This window comes from Lentzea sp. NPDC058436, from assembly GCF_042721515.1.
Lineage (GTDB): Bacteria > Actinomycetota > Actinomycetes > Mycobacteriales > Pseudonocardiaceae > Lentzea.
On the sequence record NZ_JBHXLF010000003.1, the window covers coordinates 147,867 to 164,220 of the forward strand.

20 protein-coding genes are annotated in these 16,354 nt (G+C 68.3%); 8 read left to right on the forward strand and 12 right to left on the reverse strand.

The window, feature by feature from the left end:
• Positions 1 to 5: 5 nt before the first annotated feature.
• Entirely contained in the window at positions 6 to 566 is a 561-nt protein-coding gene (locus ACFWN2_RS14340) for a PH domain-containing protein (RefSeq protein WP_382427648.1), read from the reverse strand.
• A gap of 64 nt (positions 567 to 630) precedes the next feature.
• Entirely contained in the window at positions 631 to 789 is a 159-nt protein-coding gene (locus tag ACFWN2_RS14345; RefSeq protein WP_170067890.1) for a hypothetical protein, read from the reverse strand.
• 140 nt (positions 790 to 929) lie between these two features.
• Between ACFWN2_RS14345 and ACFWN2_RS14350 the strand changes: the two genes are divergently transcribed.
• On the forward strand, positions 930 to 1,343 hold the full coding sequence (locus ACFWN2_RS14350; protein WP_382427651.1) for an NUDIX hydrolase: 414 nt from the start codon (positions 930 to 932) through the stop codon (positions 1,341 to 1,343).
• Positions 1,344 to 1,371: 28 nt separating this feature from the next.
• Here ACFWN2_RS14350 and ACFWN2_RS14355 read toward each other — a convergent pair whose 3' ends face one another.
• Together ACFWN2_RS14355 and ACFWN2_RS14360 are read right to left on the reverse strand one after the other, a co-directional pair.
• The gene (locus ACFWN2_RS14355) at positions 1,372 to 2,367 is read right to left on the reverse strand and encodes a DUF2332 domain-containing protein (RefSeq protein WP_382427652.1); all 996 of its coding nucleotides are present in this window, start codon (positions 2,365 to 2,367) and stop codon (positions 1,372 to 1,374) included.
• A 1-nt stretch (position 2,368) separates the two neighbouring features.
• Entirely contained in the window at positions 2,369 to 2,872 is a 504-nt protein-coding gene (locus ACFWN2_RS14360) for a MaoC family dehydratase (RefSeq protein ID WP_090099673.1), read from the reverse strand.
• A 286-nt stretch (positions 2,873 to 3,158) separates the two neighbouring features.
• Here ACFWN2_RS14360 and corA point away from each other — a divergent pair, with 286 nt between their 5' ends.
• A complete protein-coding gene (gene corA / locus ACFWN2_RS14365; protein ID WP_382427654.1) occupies positions 3,159 to 4,229 on the forward strand; it encodes a magnesium/cobalt transporter CorA in 1,071 nt (356 codons plus the stop codon).
• A gap of 138 nt (positions 4,230 to 4,367) precedes the next feature.
• Positions 4,368 to 4,745, forward strand: a complete 378-nt coding sequence (locus tag ACFWN2_RS14370) for a hypothetical protein (RefSeq protein WP_382427655.1) — start codon at positions 4,368 to 4,370, stop codon at positions 4,743 to 4,745.
• Here the strand turns inward: ACFWN2_RS14370 and ACFWN2_RS14375 are convergent.
• On the reverse strand, positions 4,729 to 5,808 hold the full coding sequence (locus ACFWN2_RS14375; protein ID WP_382427656.1) for a DUF2332 domain-containing protein: 1,080 nt from the start codon (positions 5,806 to 5,808) through the stop codon (positions 4,729 to 4,731). The two genes, ACFWN2_RS14370 and ACFWN2_RS14375, sit on opposite strands and share 17 nt — an antisense overlap.
• Before the next feature lie 65 nt (positions 5,809 to 5,873).
• Between ACFWN2_RS14375 and ACFWN2_RS14380 the strand changes: the two genes are divergently transcribed.
• From ACFWN2_RS14380 to ACFWN2_RS14390, 3 genes are all read left to right on the forward strand, one after another.
• On the forward strand, positions 5,874 to 6,545 hold the full coding sequence (locus tag ACFWN2_RS14380; protein WP_382427657.1) for a metallophosphoesterase: 672 nt from the start codon (positions 5,874 to 5,876) through the stop codon (positions 6,543 to 6,545).
• Positions 6,535 to 7,401: a chromosome partitioning protein ParB gene (locus ACFWN2_RS14385; RefSeq protein ID WP_382427658.1), complete on the forward strand. Its 867-nt coding sequence runs from the start codon at positions 6,535 to 6,537 to the stop codon at positions 7,399 to 7,401. Before ACFWN2_RS14380 ends, ACFWN2_RS14385 begins: the two co-directional genes overlap by 11 nt.
• Before the next feature lie 314 nt (positions 7,402 to 7,715).
• Positions 7,716 to 8,189, forward strand: a complete 474-nt coding sequence (locus ACFWN2_RS14390; protein WP_382427659.1) for a GNAT family N-acetyltransferase — start codon at positions 7,716 to 7,718, stop codon at positions 8,187 to 8,189.
• Positions 8,190 to 8,193: 4 nt separating this feature from the next.
• Here ACFWN2_RS14390 and ACFWN2_RS14395 read toward each other — a convergent pair whose 3' ends face one another.
• Positions 8,194 to 9,186, reverse strand: a complete 993-nt coding sequence (locus tag ACFWN2_RS14395) for a hypothetical protein (RefSeq protein ID WP_382427661.1) — start codon at positions 9,184 to 9,186, stop codon at positions 8,194 to 8,196.
• A 119-nt stretch (positions 9,187 to 9,305) separates the two neighbouring features.
• On the opposite strand from ACFWN2_RS14395, the gene ACFWN2_RS14400 reads away from it, so the two are divergent.
• Together ACFWN2_RS14400 and ACFWN2_RS14405 are read left to right on the forward strand one after the other, a co-directional pair.
• Complete coding sequence (locus tag ACFWN2_RS14400) at positions 9,306 to 9,608, forward strand: ArsR/SmtB family transcription factor (protein WP_382427662.1); 303 nt, start codon at positions 9,306 to 9,308, stop codon at positions 9,606 to 9,608.
• Positions 9,605 to 10,108, forward strand: a complete 504-nt coding sequence (locus ACFWN2_RS14405; RefSeq protein ID WP_382427663.1) for an SRPBCC domain-containing protein — start codon at positions 9,605 to 9,607, stop codon at positions 10,106 to 10,108. Before ACFWN2_RS14400 ends, ACFWN2_RS14405 begins: the two co-directional genes overlap by 4 nt.
• A gap of 64 nt (positions 10,109 to 10,172) precedes the next feature.
• On the opposite strand, the gene ACFWN2_RS14410 is transcribed toward ACFWN2_RS14405, so the two are convergent.
• From ACFWN2_RS14410 to ACFWN2_RS14435, 6 genes are all read right to left on the reverse strand, one after another.
• Complete coding sequence (locus ACFWN2_RS14410; protein ID WP_382427665.1) at positions 10,173 to 11,060, reverse strand: SDR family NAD(P)-dependent oxidoreductase; 888 nt, start codon at positions 11,058 to 11,060, stop codon at positions 10,173 to 10,175.
• Positions 11,061 to 11,330: 270 nt separating this feature from the next.
• Complete coding sequence (locus ACFWN2_RS14415; RefSeq protein ID WP_382427667.1) at positions 11,331 to 12,515, reverse strand: ABC transporter ATP-binding protein; 1,185 nt, start codon at positions 12,513 to 12,515, stop codon at positions 11,331 to 11,333.
• Positions 12,516 to 12,523: 8 nt separating this feature from the next.
• Positions 12,524 to 13,369: a carbohydrate ABC transporter permease gene (locus tag ACFWN2_RS14420; protein WP_382427668.1), complete on the reverse strand. Its 846-nt coding sequence runs from the start codon at positions 13,367 to 13,369 to the stop codon at positions 12,524 to 12,526.
• Positions 13,369 to 14,328 (reverse strand): carbohydrate ABC transporter permease, encoded by a 960-nt coding sequence (locus ACFWN2_RS14425; protein ID WP_382427669.1) that lies wholly within the window; start codon positions 14,326 to 14,328, stop codon positions 13,369 to 13,371. The genes ACFWN2_RS14420 and ACFWN2_RS14425 overlap by 1 nt, the downstream gene beginning before the upstream one ends.
• The gene (locus ACFWN2_RS14430; protein WP_382427670.1) at positions 14,325 to 15,578 is read right to left on the reverse strand and encodes an ABC transporter substrate-binding protein; all 1,254 of its coding nucleotides are present in this window, start codon (positions 15,576 to 15,578) and stop codon (positions 14,325 to 14,327) included. Before ACFWN2_RS14430 ends, ACFWN2_RS14425 begins: the two co-directional genes overlap by 4 nt.
• Positions 15,579 to 15,745: 167 nt before the next feature.
• Positions 15,746 to 16,270: a general stress protein gene (locus tag ACFWN2_RS14435; protein ID WP_382427671.1), complete on the reverse strand. Its 525-nt coding sequence runs from the start codon at positions 16,268 to 16,270 to the stop codon at positions 15,746 to 15,748.
• Positions 16,271 to 16,354 lie beyond the last annotated feature (84 nt).

Consider the following 16,354-nt stretch of genomic DNA (forward strand, 5'->3'; position numbering starts at 1 on the left):
CGGTGTTACGGGACCATCTTCTTGCCGCGCGCGGCGCGCTGGGCCTTGATCATCGAGAACCGCTCGGCCTGGGCCTTCTTGTCGCCGAAGGTCAGCTCCGAGATGGCGTCGTAGACCTCTTCGGGGTTCGGCAGGAACTCCAGGCGGTTGAGCGCCTGGATCTGACCCGCCGACTCCACGATGAGCGTGCCGTAGCCGAACATGCGGCCGGACACGGTGCGCTCGTAGGTGAGGTCGGTGACCTTGGTGATGGGCATCATCGCGACCTTGGTCTCGAAGACGCCCGAGGTCAGCATGAAGCGCTTGTCGGTGACGACGATGCGCTCCACCCACCACTCGATGATGAAGTACGCGACGCGCAGCAGCACGAGGAGCGCCCCGTACCAGAGCACGTTCTGGATCACGCCCGCGTTCGCCGGGAGCAGGTAGGAGATCATCATGAAGCCGGCGAGCAGCGCCGCCGCCTCCAGGACGTCCCAGATCAGGTAGGACCAGTGCCTGCGCACACGGATGACCCGACGCTCGCTCGGCAGGAGGTAGTCGTCCGGATCACGTGGTGCGAACATGCGCTACCAGCCCTTTCCCGATGCCAGCCAGTGCTCAGTCCTGCCCCGGGCGAACCCGTGGGGCCTAGAACAATTGTCGCACGAAGGTGATCAGGGCCTCAGCGGCAGTTCGCAGCGAGTTGAGGATGTTCTGCACGAGTTGGGCCGCCTGCTGGGGCTCCGCGATGAGGAAGAAGAGCAGCAAGGCGATTCCAGCGAAAGTGAGAATCTTCTTCAAGTTCACGGTGTCCACCCCGTCCGCGTCGCACCCGTTTGGCGCCGTTCGTGACCGTTGTACAGCACGATTCAGCACCTTGGGAGATTTGTACCGCAGCCGGGGTAGCGAACTGCACCGCCGTTCCGGTGTGACTACGCTTCGTGATCGTGACGGCCAGCAGCAAGCGCACGATCCGTTGCGTCGGAGCCATCGTTCATGACTCGTTCGGGCGAATACTGCTCGTGCGACGCGCCAATCCGCCTGGTGAGGGCATGTGGTCGATACCGGGCGGTCGCGTGGAGCCGGGTGAGGCCGATGAGGCTGCAGTGACCAGGGAACTGATCGAGGAGACGGGACTCTCCGTCACCGTCGGGCGCCTAGTCGGCCACGTGGAGCGACCGGCCCCGAACGGGGTTTTCCTGATCTTCGACTACGAATGCCAGGTCACGTCGGGTGTGCTCCGAGCGGGCGACGACGCATCGGATGTCGCTTGGGTCGACGGTGCGACCTTGGACACACTTCCGACCACCGACGGGCTCGTGGAAGCGCTCTCCGACTGGAACTGCCTGCCCACGGCCTGATCAGGGTTCACGCGATCGAGGCGAGCGTTCAGTGCCAAACGAGACGGGCTCCGTGGGCCTCGGTGGTCGCCAGGACGGACGTCTCCACGCCTGAATCACCGATGTGGACCAACCGCAGCTCACCGGCCTCGTGCGCGGCCCACCAGACAGGTCGGCCCAAAGCCGACAAAGCAGGCACGAGGTCGAGGCCGGACCCGCTCGTGATGACGACGAGCGGCGCCTCGATCGACTCGACGGCCTTGGCGAGGTCCGCGACCGGGTCACCGGTCACCAGGCGCGGCGGGTTCTTGCGCAGGACCCCGGACGCCACCCCGAACAGGCGCAGCCGTTCCGGTTGGTCGGCCCACACGCAGGCCTCCAGCCACGCGTAGGCGTCCTCGTCGGCCAGGTCGGCGGGCGCGACCCCGATGCCGGCCTTCGCGGCGACCTTGACCGTCTTGGGCAGCTTCGGCAGCACGGCGCCCGGAGCGAGCTCCAGCGCGCAGTGCAGCCCGAGGGCGGCCTTGGTGGGCCCGGCGGCGATCTGCCCGGCCTCCGCGGTCTGGTAGCGGTACGAGTACTGGTCGAGCCCGAGCAGCAGGCCGGCCGTCGTCGCGACCTCCACGAGACCGATCGGAGCGCCCGCCTGCTTCGCCGCCGCCGCGACGGCCGGGTAGAGCAGGGCCGCGCGCCGCACCTCGTTGCTCTGGACGACGTGCGTGCCGACCAGTGCCCGCACGCGGTCGGCGCGCTGCAGCAGGAAGTCCCGGAACAGCGGCCAGGTGCTCTCGTCCGCGCCGTTCGTCCCGCCGAGCGACGGGTAGTAGTTCGAGAGCTGGTGGAACGGCTCCGCCTGCACGAGCCGGTGCGCCGCCGCCAGCAGGAGTTCGCCCGTGGCGTCGTCCTCACCGGCGGCGGTCAGCAGGCCGGCGACCTCCGGATCCCCGGCGGCACGCGACGCGAGGTGCTCGTAGAGCGGGGAGATGGCCGAGGCCTCCTCCGCGAACGCCCTGAGACGCTGCTGTGCCAGGTCCAGAGAAGTCACATCACTCCTTGGGTTCAGGGCGCCCAGGCTGCTCGCCGCCACGGGCCTCGCCGTAGGACTGCTTCGGCACCATGACCTTGCGCCTGAAGATGCACACGACCGTGCCGTCCTGCTTGTAACCGCGAGTCTCCACGTAGACCACGCCCCTGTCGTCCTTCGACTTGGACGGCGTCTTGTCGAGCACCTCGGTCTCACCGTAGATCGTGTCACCGTGGAACGTCGGCTTCACGTGCCGCAGCGACTCGATCTCCAGGTTGGCGATGGCCTTGCCGGAGACGTCGGGCACGGACATGCCCAGCAGCAACGAGTAGATGTAGTTGCCGACGACGACGTTCTTGCCGAAGTCCGTCGTGTTCTCCGCGTAGTTCACGTCCATGTGGAGCGGGTGGTGATTCATCGTGAGCAGGCAGAACAGGTGGTCGTCGTACTCCGTCACCGTCTTGCCAGGCCAGTGCTTGTAGACCGCTCCGACCTCGAACTCCTCGTAGTACCGACCGAACTGCACCGCGCCTCCAACTACGTGTGATCGAGATCTGACTCAGGTGGGGAGACAGTCTTTACGCGGAGGGAGTACCCTCGGCAACCGGTGTGTGAGGATTTCCACCACCCGTGCCTTTCGCCCTTAGGAGGTGAGGACCCCGAAATGAGCAAGGACCCCCACCCTGCCAGTACCAAGCGCGTCCTCACCGAGGTGGCTTTCTAGATCCATCTAGAAGTTCCGTTCCACCGGTCAGGACGCCCGTCGTGCATCAGCACGTTCACGCCGGCGTGTGTACCTGGAGGAACCCACCATGCCCAGCCTGCCCTCGATCCGCGGACGCGGCGCCCAGCAGCGCCCAGCGCCGCACATCGCCGTGCCGTTGTCGCACTACGTGGTCGACTGCGCGGTGTACGTGGACGGCAAGCGCTTGCCCGGCCGCTGGACGCACACCGACGCCGTCAAAGAGGTGCGCAAGCGCAAGGACGGGTTCGTCTGGATCGGCCTGCACGAGCCGGACGCCGAGCAGATCGAGGGCATCGCCGAGACGTTCGGGCTGCACGAGCTCGCGGTCGAGGACGCGGTGCACGCGCACCAGCGCCCGAAGCTGGAGCGCTACGACAACACGCTCTTCATGGTCTTCAAGACCGTCCGCTACGTGACGAACGAGCACCCGGACGCCGCCAACGAGATCGTCGAGTCCGGCGAGATCATGGTGTTCCTGGGCAAGGACTTCGTCATCACCGTGCGGCACGGCAACCACTCCGGCCTGTCCAAGCTGCGGCACGTGCTGGAGGCCGACCCGGAGCGGCTGGAGATCGGCCCGTCCGCGGTGATGCACGCGATCGCCGACCAGGTGGTCGACAACTACCTCGAGGTCACCGACCACATCGAGGACGACATCGACCGCATGGAGGAACGGGTCTTCGCGCCGCGCACCGAGGTGAGCGCGGAGCAGATCTACATGTTCAAGCGCGAGGTCGTGGAGCTGCGCCGCGCGGTCATGCCGCTCGCGAACCCGTTGCGCCGCTTGGCCGAGGGCTACACGCCGCTCATCCCCGAGCAGGTGCGGGCGTTCTTCCGCGACGTCGACGACCACCTCACCGAGGTCTCCGAGCGCGTCACCGCGTTCGACGAACTGCTGACGACGCTGGTCGACGCGACGCTCGCGAAGATCACGCTGCAGCAGAACACCGACATGCGCAAGATCACCTCGTGGGTCGCGATCATCTCCGTGCCCACCATGGTCGTCGGCGTGTACGGCATGAACTTCGACTACATGCCCGAGCTGAAGTGGAAGTTCGGCTATCCCCTGGTGATGAGCCTGGTCCTCATCGCCTGCCTCACGCTCTACCGAATACTGCGCCGAAATCGCTGGCTGTAGCCCGTTTTCGCTCGCTTTGCTCGTTGTAGAAGAGGTTTGTCATGACCAGAATCCTGACCAACATCCGCTTCTGGATCCTCGCGTTCCTGCTCTGCTGGATCACCACCGTCTTCGTGCTGATCAGCGGGACGCCCTGACGTGCACCGGCAGCTGACCAACCTGCGGTTCTGGATCATGGTCTTCGCCGTGGGCTGGTTGCTGATGGTGTTCGTGTCCATCGCCTTCTGGCCGGAGCCCGGCGAGGAGTCGCCGGACGAGCTGGCCGTAGAAGTGACGAACGCGTTGCGGGCACACGACTTCCACCGGCTGGAGCCGTTGCTCGCGGTCGGCGGTGAGGACGTCGCCAAGTCGACGGTCGAGTACTTCCGCACCGCACAGGTGGAACGCGGCGCCTACCGCGACGGCGCGATCGTCGTCGAGTACACGCACGCCGGTACTCGCGCGGAGTTCCGGCTGCCCGTGGAGTCGCAGGACGGCCGGTACGTCGTGAACCCGGTGGTCACTCCCAGGGGGTGACGTTCCAGGTGAACGGCGTGCCGTGACCGGCGCCGTGGCCGAGGTTCAGCGAGAGCCCTGCCGGCCAGAGCTTGAGCAGCAGCTCGAACCGGTAGTCGCCGTCGGTCCTGCGGGGTTCGAAGACCAGCAGTGCCAACGGTGTCGTGGGTGTCGCCTTCGCGGCCGCGTCGGCCAGCACCGCCCTGCCCATCGCCCGGTCCGCGGGCGAGACGTACTGCCACACCACGGAATGCCACACGACGGTCAGCACGTCGCGTTCGGCGCGGCCGAGCTGTTTCGCGAGCCACTCCGGTCCCGGTGACCGCTCGACGCGGACCGGGTCGGTCGCGGCGAGGTCGAGGGCGTCGCGCAGGCGGTTCCACCGGTCGAGCTGGTCCGCCCAGACGAACGAGCTCAGGTGCAGCCGTCCGTCCTCTGTGGACACGTCGACCGGGTTCAGGTCGCAGCCGGCCCTCCCGACGACGCGCAGCCGGTGCCCGAGGTCCGCCGGCGGCCTGCCGGTCCACCCAGGGTCGAGCACCAGGAGGCTGTCGGGGTCGCCGAGAACCCTGTCGTCGAGCTGGTAGCCGACGTGGTGCGGGCGCAGGTTGAGCCCGCCGCTGGCGCCGATCTCCAGCAGCCGCACGCAGAACGGCACCTGCCTGCCCGCGGCCTTCGCGGCCTCCTGAGCGGCGACCACCAGGCCGCCGTAGAGGGGCGCGCTGCGGCCGGGTTCGTTGGTCTGCACGACCGTCGCCTGGACGCGGTGCCGGAGCAGGTCGGCGTGCTCGGTGAGGGCGGGCAGCGCGTCGTCCCACAGCGTCGGCAGGTTCGGCTGACCGCCGACGGACGGGTAGTGCTTCGCGAGGCCCGGCGCGCGCCCTTCGAGCACGAGCCGGTGGACGGCGCCCGCGAACCGCAGACCGGGCACGGCGCCGCCCCGGTCGCGTTCGGAGCCCGCCATGATCGTGGTCGTGACGCCGCCACGCCCGAGGTCGGCGGCGGCGTCGTCGAGGAGTCGCTGGGTCAGCGGACTGCGGTCACGGCATCCGTGAGCGGCCGCGGCGAACAGCTCGGCAAGCACGGTGTTCACGCTAACGGCCGCGCTGCCGCCCGTCATGTGGTGAAAGACCTCATTAGGCTGCGGGAATGGCACGGATTCTGGCTGTCGCGGACGAGGTGGTCGAACAGCTGTGGACCGACCAGGTGCACCAGTACGCGAACGTGGACCTGGTCCTCGCGGCGGGCGACCTGCCGTTCGACTACCTGGAACACCTGGCCAACGCGCTGGAGAAACCCGTCGTGTTCGTCCCCGGCAACCACGACGCCGACCTGTCGGGCTACTCGAACGTGCGCGGCCTGTGGACCAAGGCGGGCGTGCCGGTGCGCTGGCCAGGTCCAACCGGTGCGGTGAACGCGGACGAACGCGTGGTCGACGTCGCCGGGCTGCGGATCGCCGGTCTCGGTGGTTCGATCCGCTACAACAAGGGCCCGAACCAGTGGACGGAACGGCAGCAGGCCCGCCGCGCCCGCCGGACGTCCCGGCTGGCGGGGTGGCGCAGGCTGCGGGACGGACGTGGCGTGGACGTGCTGCTGACCCACTCACCGCCGCGCGACTGCGGCGACGAACCCGACGCGCCGCACCGCGGTTTCGACTGTTTACGCGGACTTGTCACGCGGTTGCAGCCGTCGTTCATGCTGCACGGCCACATTCATCCGCACGGCCACGTGCGGCCCGACCGTTCGCTGGGGGCCACGCGCGTGGTCAACGTCGTTCCGTTGAAGGTGCTCGACATCCCGGGAGGCCGCGATGAGACGTGACACGGGTTTCCCCGCGGCCGACGCCGAGAACGACTTCCAGCGCGCCCGCCGCAGCCAGGTGATGTCGCGCCTCGCGACCTGGCTGCGCCGCGAGCCCGACGACGTCAACATCATGCTGCCGTTCCACGAGGTCGTGGAGGCGCTCGGCATGGCGTCGGAGAAGCGCCTGGGCCTGCAGTCGATCCGGCTCGACTCGATCGTGGGCAGCGTCGACCGCACCCGCGACTTCGACCGCCGCTTCCGCCCGACCTCAAGCCGCGTCCGCGAACGCTGGCAACGCCTCGCCCTGGCCGCGCGCAGGGGCGAGAGCGTGCCGCCGATCGAGGTGTACCGGGTCGGCGAGCTGCACTTCATCATCGACGGCCACCACCGCGTGTCCGTGGCGCACGCCCTCGGGCTGGAGGTGATCGACGCGTACGTGACGCAGGTGATCACCCGGCTCAACTCGTCCGGCATCCGCTACCGCGGCGACCTGATCGTGAAGGACTACCGCCGCCTCTTCCTGGAACGCGTGCCGCTCTCGGGCGAGGCCCGTGCCGCCGTGGTCCTGTCCGACCCGTGGCACTACGCGCAGCTGGGCGAGCACGTCGAGGCGTGGGGGTTCCGGCTCATGCAGGACACGGGCCAGTTCCTCGACCGCGCCGACGTCGCGCGCCGCTGGTACGCCGACGAGTACAAACCGGTCGTGGCGATGCTGCGGCAGGCCGACATGGTCAGCGACAGGACCGAGACCGAGGCCTACATGTGGGTGGCGGCGGAGCGGTACCGGCTGATCCGCACGCACCGGTGGGACGCCGAGGTCATCAACGCCGTGCGCGAGGAGACGTTGGGGCAGGGGAAGGGCGGCCGCGGCTGAGGCTGAGGCGAGTTGGGCAAGGCCGGCGAGGTTCGCGGGGCTGGCGGGTTCGCGGGGCTGGCGGGGTTCGCGGGCTGGCGGGGTTCGCGGGCTGGCGGGGTTCGCGGGGCCAGCGCGATCCGCACGGCTCGTGCAGTCCGCACGGCCAGGACGGTCCACACGGCTGGCACGGTCCGCGGAGCTAACGGGGTTCGCACGGCTGGCACGTGCGCGCGGCCAGCGAGGTTTCCGGTGGCTAACGCGATCCACACGGCCAGCGCGGTCCGCCGGAAACTCGGTCGCGACGCCACCCAGCACGTGGCTAGCGTGCCGGGGTGACTGATCTCGTGACCGCACGCCTGATCCTCCGCCCGTGGACCGACCCCGACGTGAAGGCCGTCGTGGAGGACGCACGCCAACCGTCGTGGGCCGCCGACTTCCCGTCCGAGGGCGACACCGTGATCGCCGGCGTGCTCGTGGAGAACCCGTCGTGGCTCTCGCCGTTCGGCCACCGCCTGATCATCGAGCGGTCGACGGATGAAGTCGTGGGATCGCTGGGCCTGTTCTGGCCTCCTTCCGACGGTCGTGTCGAGATCGGGTACGGCGTGGTGCCCTCACGCCAGGGACGCGGCTACGCCTCGGAGGCGACCGCCGCCCTGACCGCGTTCGCGCTGCAGTGGGACGACGTGCGCGCCGTCCACGCCAACGTCGAACCGTCCAACCCGGCCTCCGCCCGCGTGCTGGAGAAGGCGGGGTTCAGCCGGTACGCGAGCACCGACGAGCTGATCAGCTACCAGCGCACGAGCTGACCCGTCACCGGGGCGCCACCCGCGGCGCGTCCGCGTCCGGCAGCGGGCGCGCCTGGTCCAGCACCTCGTCGGTGTACTTGTCGAGCAGCCGGGTGCCGATCTGCTGCGCGTAGCCGAAGATGACCGCCCACAGCAGCAGGGCCGCCGCCGACGGGATGCCGATCAGGCCGCTGGTGACGCCGGCGCCCAGCGCCAGGATCCCGACCACCGCCAGTGCCGCGCCGAGCATGATCTTGATGAGGGCCTGGTACCCGATCATCACGTACGGCGAGAGCGATGGCCGGCGGCGTAAGAGCAGCACCACGGCGGCCAGCACCGCGCCGAACGCGCCGAGCACCTGCACCAGCCAGACGTCCACACCGGACGCCTTCGACGTGCCGCCAGGGCACACCGTCGGCAGCGGGTTCTCCTTCGGGTCGACGCAGAGCGGGATGATGCCCGGCTTCACGATGCCGACGACGCCGAGGACCGTGTTGATGACGAACAGCACCAGGGACGCGGCGATGAGCTTGTTGCGCAGCGCGCGGGAGCCCGCGTGTGCGAAGTCCGAGTTGTCGTAGGCCGCGCGCAACGCGTCCACGACGATCGCGCGCTCCACCGCGGGCGTGAACTCCCCCGGCCGCAACGATTCCAGCGCGCGGCGGCGCGGATCGTCGTCGTCGAGGTACTGCGCGACCCGTGCTCGCAGGCCCGGCAGCCTGCCCAGGAACCCGCGCTCCGCCGAGATCGTCGCCACCTCGGCCTCGTGCAGGGCGCGCCAGGCCCGTTCGATGTACCAGCCCGACCACCACGACGGCAGCATGCGCCACCACGGCTCGCGACTGGCCAGCATCTCCTCGACCACGGCGGCCTGCGATTCGGCCGTGCGACGCCACACGTCGCCCTCCGGATCGACCGGATCGGACGGGCCGAGGGCAGCCAGATCCGCGCGGACCCGGTCCAACCGGGACTGCACGACGAGTCTCCAGTCGGTGACTCTGGGTTTGCGCTCGGCCATGTCCCGATGGTGACAGGCACCCCTGACAATTTCGGCGGCCATCCGTGTGACGTGCGGAAACGTCACCAGAACGCCATATATGCTTGCGCTTATATACGCATTGAGTTATACAACTACCCGTGGATGTCTTCGAGGCCGTGGCCGAACCGAACCGCCGGCACCTGATCACGCTGCTGGCCGAACGCGAGCGCACCGCGGGCGAGCTCGTGGACAGCCTGCCGTCGCTCACGCAGCCCGCCGTGTCCCGTCACCTCCGCGTCCTGCGGGAGACGGGACTGGTCGAGGTGAGGCCGGACGGCCAGCGCCGCGTCTACGCGCTCAAGCCGGACGGCCTGCGGCGCATCGACGACTGGATCACGCCGTACCGCCGCTTCTGGCGCTCCCACCTCGACGCACTGCAACAGCACCTGGAGAACCGATGAACCTCGGCACCATCACCGTCGAAGGCGCGCACGCCACCCTCACGTTCCACCGCAGGTTCCCGTTCCCGATCGACCGCGTCTGGGCGGCCCTCACCGACGACGCCGAGCGCAAGGCGTGGTTCGGCGAGGGAACCGTTGACCCGCAAGGCGAAACGGTCGTCATCGAGCCGGAGGACCCGCCCGCGCCGATGGACGCCAAGCGAGTCACCGGCCGCATCCTGACGTGGCAGCCGCCGGAGAACGGCCACGCCGTCTTCGAACACGAGTGGCACCAGCGGATCGTCGAGGACGGCGTCGTGCGCTACGAGCTCACGGCCGACGGCGACGAGACCCTGCTCGTGTTCACCCACACGGGACTGTCCGAGCGCAACGCCAAGGGCTTCGCGCCGGGCACGCACGCGTTCTTCGACCGCGCGGACGCCTTCCTGCGCGACGAGACCCCGCCGGCCTGGAGCGAGCGCTACGCCGAGGTCGCGCCGAACTACCCGTCCTGGCGCTGAGGTACCGCGGCCGAACAGCAGGGGAGGCGCCGACAGGGCACCGAACGACGCCTCCCCCACCTGCTCAGGCGGTCTGCGAAGGCTCCACCAGCGCACGGAGCCGGGGAGGCATCCTCTTCTCCAACCCGTACGGTTCGAGGTGCGCCTGCAGGACGCCCGTGAACGCCCGCTCCACGGAAGCGGTGTCCCAGTTGTCGCTCTCCAGGATGGGCTGCTTGAAGTACGGCTGGCCGACGATGTGCAGCTGCCTGCCGTTGCACCGGATGACCTGCCCGGTGATGCCCTCGGCGCGGTCCGAGAGCAGGAACAGCACGAGCGGCGCCACCTTGCCGGGCGTGCGGTCGGCGGGGATGGCGCGCAGGGAGCGTTCGGACTTCCACACCATCCGCGTGTGCGCGACGGGGCACACGGCGTTGACGCGGATGCCTTCCGATTCGAGGTCGAGGGCCCACGAGTAGCTCAGCGAGGCCACCGCGCCCTTGGTCGCCGAATAGGTCGCGAGTTTGCGTTGGCCGAACGAGGCACCGGACGAAATGTTGATGATGGAACCGCCGCCGGTCGCGCGCATCGCCCGCATGGCCGCGATTCCGGTGTAGATGACACCGAGGACGTTCACCTCGACCACCTGCCTGATGGTCTCGGGGTCGTCCTCCCACGGCGCGGTCTCGTAGTTCAGGCCCGCGTTGTTCACCAGGCCGTCGACGCGGCCGAACTCGTCGAGGCACAGGTCGACGATCTTGGCCGCCTCGCTCGGGTCCGCGACCGTGTGGCTCGACGCGACGGCGCGGCCGCCGAACTCGCGGATGTGCTCGGCCACCCGTTCCGCCAGGTCACCGTCGTTGTCGTTGACCACGACCGAGGCGCCGGCGAGGGCGGCGTGCATGGCGTAGGCCTCACCCAGTCCTCGGCCCGCCCCGGTGATGACGACAGCTTTTCCGTCCAGGATCCCCATTGCACGCTCTCTTTCACTCGGGCGGCGGTTCCCCTGACCCCCCTGTGGCCCTGTAGCCGCCTTCGACAAGCGTGCGGATGTTCCGGAGCGGCGCGTTGCACGTTTCGATGAGATGTCGCTGCCGAGCGCCCAATGGTCGGGGTGAGTTCGGCCCGGCAGTTTCGCCGGACTGATCGGCCCAACAGGACAGAGGCCTTTGTGCCTCACTCTTTCGAGTGACGCGAACGGGCCGCCTTCCCGCGTGGGGAAGACGGCCCGTGAAACGAGAATTCACCGTTCCGTGTAGGTCAGGTTCCTGCCGCTGGACGGGTCGAAGAGCTGCACCTTGTCCGCGTCGAACCAGATGTCCGCCGAGGCGCCTTCCACCGCGCCGGACGCCGAGGACAGTCGCGTCACGAGCGAGATGCCGTCACCCGGCACGTCGTCCGATCCCGCGTCCGCCGCGAGCTCCTGGAGCTCGGCCGAGGCCGCCTGCTCTCCCGTGAGGTTGAAGTAGGCGTACTTGTCCGAGCCCATCGACTCCAGCACGTCCACCTGGGACGTGAACTTGCCGCCCGCCGACAGCTTCGCCGGCTCGACCAGTGACGCGTCCTCGAAGTGCTCAGGGCGGATGCCGAGGATCACCTCGCGGGGCGCGTCGGCGCCCTCGATCAGCTGCCGCACCCGGTCCGTCAGCGTGACGTCGCCGATGACCGACCGCAGCGCGCCGTTCTCCAGCGTCGCCGGCACGAAGTTCATCGACGGGGAGCCGATGAAGCCCGCGACGAACAGGTTCGCCGGCTGCTCGTAGAGGAACTGCGGTGCGCCGATCTGCTGCACGACACCGCCGCGCATGACGACGACCCTGTCGCCGAGGGTCATCGCCTCGGTCTGGTCGTGCGTCACGTACACCGTGGTCGTGCCGAGCTGCTTCTGCAGGCGCGACACCGAGGTGCGCATCTGCACGCGCAGCTTGGCGTCCAGGTTGGACAGCGGTTCGTCCATGAGGAACGCCTTGGGGCTGCGCACGATCGCGCGGCCCATCGCCACGCGCTGCCGCTGGCCACCGGACAGGTTGGACGGTTTGCGGTCAAGATGTTGCGAGAGATCCAGGATCTCCGCGGCTTCCTTGACCTTCTTCTCCACCGTGGCGTTGTCGACCTTGGCCAGCCGCAACGGGAAGGCCATGTTCTCCTTCACCGTCATGTGCGGGTAGAGGGCGTAGGACTGGAACACCATCGCGATGTCGCGGTCCTTGGGCGCCTTCTCGTTGACGCGCTGCCCGCCGATGCGCAGCTCGCCGTCGGTGATGTCCTCCAGGCCCGCGATCATGTTGAGCGTGGTGGACTTCCCGCAGCCGGACGGTCCGACCAGGATGATGAACTCGCCGTCGGCGATCTCGAGGTTGACCTCCTGGACGGCCAACGCGCCGTCCGGGTACCGCTTGGTCACCTTGTCCAGAACGATCTCTGCCATTGGTCAACTCACCCCTTGACGGCGCCGGAGGTCAGGCCGGCGACGATCCGGCGCTGGAAGAACAACACGAAGAGGATGATCGGGATCGTGATCACGACGGCGGCCGCCGCGATCGACCCCGCCGGGTCCTCGAACTGCGAGCTGCCGGTGAAGAACGACAGCGCCACCGGCACGGTCCGCGACTGCTCGGTCGAGGTGAGCGAGATCGCGAACAGGAAGTCGTTCCAGCAGAAGATGAACACGAGGATCGCCGTCGTGAACACACCCGGCGCCGCGAGCGGCGCGATGACGCGACGGAACGCCTGCCCCGGCGTCGCACCGTCCATCTTGGCCGCCTTCTCGAGCTCCCAGGGGATCTCGCGGAAGAACGCCGACAGGGTGTAGATCGCGAGCGGCAGCGCGAACGTGATGTACGGCAGGATCAGGCCGGGCCACGTGTCGAAGAGGCCGAGCGAGCGCTCGATCTCGAACAGCGGGGACACCAGCGAGACCTGCGGGAACATCGCGATCAGCAGCGAGACGCCCACCAGCAGGTTCTTGCCGGGGAAGTCGAGCCGCGCGATGGCGTAGGCGGCCATCGTGCCGAACACCACGGCGATCGCGGTCGCGATGACCGCGATGCCGATGGAGTTGAACAGCGCCCGCGTGAACTCGGTCGTCGAGAAGATGTTCTGGTAGTTCTCCAGACTCCACTCGCGGGGGATGAAGTTGCCGTCCGACAGCGTCGCCGAGGACTTGAACGACAACGACACGATCCACAGCACCGGGATCAGCGCGTAGATCACGACGACCGTGTTGAGCACGCCCCAGCCCCACTTCTTGGCCGGGGTCTCCGCTCCTCCGATGCCCGCCATCAGCGCTTCCCTCCGTCGTCACTGCCGGGGGCAGCGGTGCCGAAGAGCTTGATGAACACGAACGCGATGATCGCGACCATGATGAAGATCAGCACGGACATGGTGGATCCGATGCCGAGGTTCAAGCCCTTGATGAGGTTGTTGTAGGTCAGCATCGACACCGACGACGTGCCCTGCGAACCCGCGGTGAGCACGAAGAGGTTGTCGAAGATGCGGAACGCGTCGAGCGTGCGGAACAGCAGCGCCACCAGGATCGCCGGCTTCATGATCGGCACGGTGATCTTGATGAACCGCTGCCACCCGCTCGCGCCGTCCATCGCCGCGGCCTTGAGGAGGTCGTCCGGCACCAGCGCCAGGCCCGCCATCAGCAGCAGGGCCATGAACGGCGTGGTCTTCCAGATCTCCGCGAGACCCACGACCATCAGCGCCGGGATCTTCTCCGTCAGCACCGGGTCGCCACCGAGCGCCTCCGCGAGGTAGCCGGTGCCGGGCGTCCAGGCGAAGCGCCAGGAGAACGCGGCCACGACCGTGACGATGCCGTACGGGATCAGCGTCGTCGTGCGGACGATGCCGCGGCCGACGAGCGCCCGGTGCATGATCAGCGCGAGCGACATGCCCAGCACCAGTTCGACCGCGACGGTGACGACGGTGAGCAACACCGTCACCCACACCGCGTTCCACCAGTACGGGCTGCTGAGCACCGTGACGTAGTTGTCGAACCAGATCCACTCGGTGCGGTCCGGGAACTTCAGGTCGAACCTCTGCATCGACAGCAGCAGCGAGTAGAGGATCGGCCAGCCGGTGACCGCGACCATGGTGAGCGCGGCGGGCGCGCAGAGCAGCCAGCCGAGCCTGCGCTCGGCCCGCTTGCCCTCGCTCAGCACGGCCTTCTTCTTGGGGGCGGCCGGCGCCGGTGAGGCTCCGGTCGCCGTCGTGTCCTCTGTGGTCGTCTGGCTCACGGCAGCACTCCCTTGGAGTCGAGAGCGTCCTGCAGCTCCTTGCGCAGCCGGTCCGCCGTCGCCTGCGGGTCGATGCTCGCGGGCGGCGACAGGATCGTGGAGATCACCGTCGAGACGTTCTGGTAGGCGGGCGTGCTCGGTCGCGCGCTCGCGTTCTCCAGCGTCTTCTTGATGTCGTCGCGCATCGGGTACGCCTCGGCCATCTCGGGTTCGTCGTAGACGGCCCTGATGGTCGGCGGCACACCGTCCTTGAGAGCGGCGAGCTTCTGGCTCTCCGCACTCCGCAGGCACGTCACGGCGTCGAACGACTCCGCCGTGTGCCTGGTGTAGTTGCTGACGGCGTAGTTGATCCCGCCGACGGTGACCTTGGCCTGGCTACCGCTCAGCGCGGGGTACGGCGCCCACTTGAAGTTCTTCGCGAAGTCCGGCTTCTTCTGCGCCGCCGCGTAGACGTACGGCCAGTTGAGCTGGAACGCCGCGTTGCCGTTCTCCATGGCGAGGCGCGCGTTGTCCTCGGCCGCGTTGGAGAACGACGGGTCGATCGCCTTGGACGTAGCGAGCTTCTTCAACGCCGCCAACGCTTCCACGGCCTTCTCGTCGACGATGGCCTTGGTGCCGTTCTCGTCGAGGATGGTGCCGCCGTTCGAGTTGACGAGGGTGTTGTACAGCACGACGAGCCCCTCGTACTGCTTGCCCTGCGCGACGATCTGACCGGGCTTCCCCTCCGCCACCAGCGCCTCGGCCATGGAGATCATCTCGTCCCACGTCTTCGGCGGCGTGGGCACGAGGTCCGAGCGGTACCAGAGCAACTGGACGTTCGTGTTGTCCGGAGCCCCGTACAGCTTGCCCTCGTACGTCGCCGTCGCCAGCGGCGCCGGCAGGGTGTCCTCGGACACCTGGGACTTCACCGAGCCGGTGAACTCCTTGATCCAGCCCGCCTTCGCGAGCTCCGCCGTCCACGTGACGTCGAGCCCGAGGACGTCCATGCTGTCGTCCTCTGCCGCGAGTCTGCGCACCATCTGTTCGCGCTGACCGTCAGCCTCACGTGGGAGCTTGTTGTAGACGATGTTGTACCGCCCGCCGGCCTTCGCGTTGCAGCTGTCGACGATGGCCTGGAAGTTCTCCTGGGGGTACTTGTAGACGTTCACGGTGATGCCTTGGTCGCCAGACCCGCACGCCGTCAGAGTTCCTGCCGCGAGCACCGCGGCTCCCACTCCGGCCGCGAGTCGATAGCGCCTTGTCGCACCCATCGGCCCTGCCTCCTTCCCGACTGCACGGAGGAGCCAGACCGCAGCGCCCGGCACCTCGTCGTGCCACCGTCCGCACCGGGCGGACCGGTCAACCGAACCTAGGCCCGGTGATCAGGAGCCGCAACCAAGGGAAGCAACGATTCAGAACCAATGGCCTTATGTGAGCCTTAAGAACTCGGGTTCGCGGGCCGCATCGCGAGCCTCGCGAGCAGGTCACGGCCCTTCTCGGCCGACTTCGGGTGGCAGAGCACGTCATACCGGTTGGCGACCAACTGGCTGGCCGACTGAAAATCGCGCTTGCCCTTCGCCGACCCGTACCCGACGGCGGCGAACACGAGCCCGAAGAACACACCGGTGATCAGACCGGTGAGCACCGGCCCGATCGTCACGCCCGGTTCGGGGCTGAAGAGGGTGAGCAGCAGCCCGACGAACAGACCGAACCACGCACCGCTCGCCGCACCCGTCATGAGCACCCGGCTCCACGTGAGCTTGCCCGTGATCCGTTCGACGAGCATCAGGTCCACACCGACGATCATCACGTCCTGGACCGTGAAGTCCTCGACGGCGAGATGGTCGACCGCGCGCTGCGCCTCCTCGTACGTGGCGTACGAGCCGATCGGCCACCCCGTGGGCGGGGTGGGCAGGCGCGGAGGGACGCCGGGCCGGTTCGGGTTGGCGAACGGACTCGTCACAGGGACCACCTCTGTCGCGACGCGCTGATCGTTCCATCCTGCCAGTGCCCGGTCCGGGATGCCGAGACGCCTACGGGTGTTTTG

Bases quoted from the DNA above. Each gene is read 5' to 3' on its own strand.
- ACFWN2_RS14340 (WP_382427648.1), bottom strand. From the start codon at position 566: ATGTTCGCACCACGTGATCCGGACGACTACCTCCTGCCGAGCGAGCGT.
- corA (WP_382427654.1), top strand. From the start codon at position 3,159: ATGCCCAGCCTGCCCTCGATCCGCGGACGCGGCGCCCAGCAGCGCCCA.
- ACFWN2_RS14380 (WP_382427657.1), top strand. From the start codon at position 5,874: ATGGCACGGATTCTGGCTGTCGCGGACGAGGTGGTCGAACAGCTGTGG.
- ACFWN2_RS14385 (WP_382427658.1), top strand. From the start codon at position 6,535: ATGAGACGTGACACGGGTTTCCCCGCGGCCGACGCCGAGAACGACTTC.
- ACFWN2_RS14395 (WP_382427661.1), bottom strand. From the start codon at position 9,186: ATGGCCGAGCGCAAACCCAGAGTCACCGACTGGAGACTCGTCGTGCAG.
- ACFWN2_RS14405 (WP_382427663.1), top strand. From the start codon at position 9,605: ATGAACCTCGGCACCATCACCGTCGAAGGCGCGCACGCCACCCTCACG.
- ACFWN2_RS14410 (WP_382427665.1), bottom strand. From the start codon at position 11,060: ATGGGGATCCTGGACGGAAAAGCTGTCGTCATCACCGGGGCGGGCCGA.
- ACFWN2_RS14415 (WP_382427667.1), bottom strand. From the start codon at position 12,515: ATGGCAGAGATCGTTCTGGACAAGGTGACCAAGCGGTACCCGGACGGC.
- ACFWN2_RS14420 (WP_382427668.1), bottom strand. From the start codon at position 13,369: ATGGCGGGCATCGGAGGAGCGGAGACCCCGGCCAAGAAGTGGGGCTGG.
- ACFWN2_RS14430 (WP_382427670.1), bottom strand. From the start codon at position 15,578: ATGGGTGCGACAAGGCGCTATCGACTCGCGGCCGGAGTGGGAGCCGCG.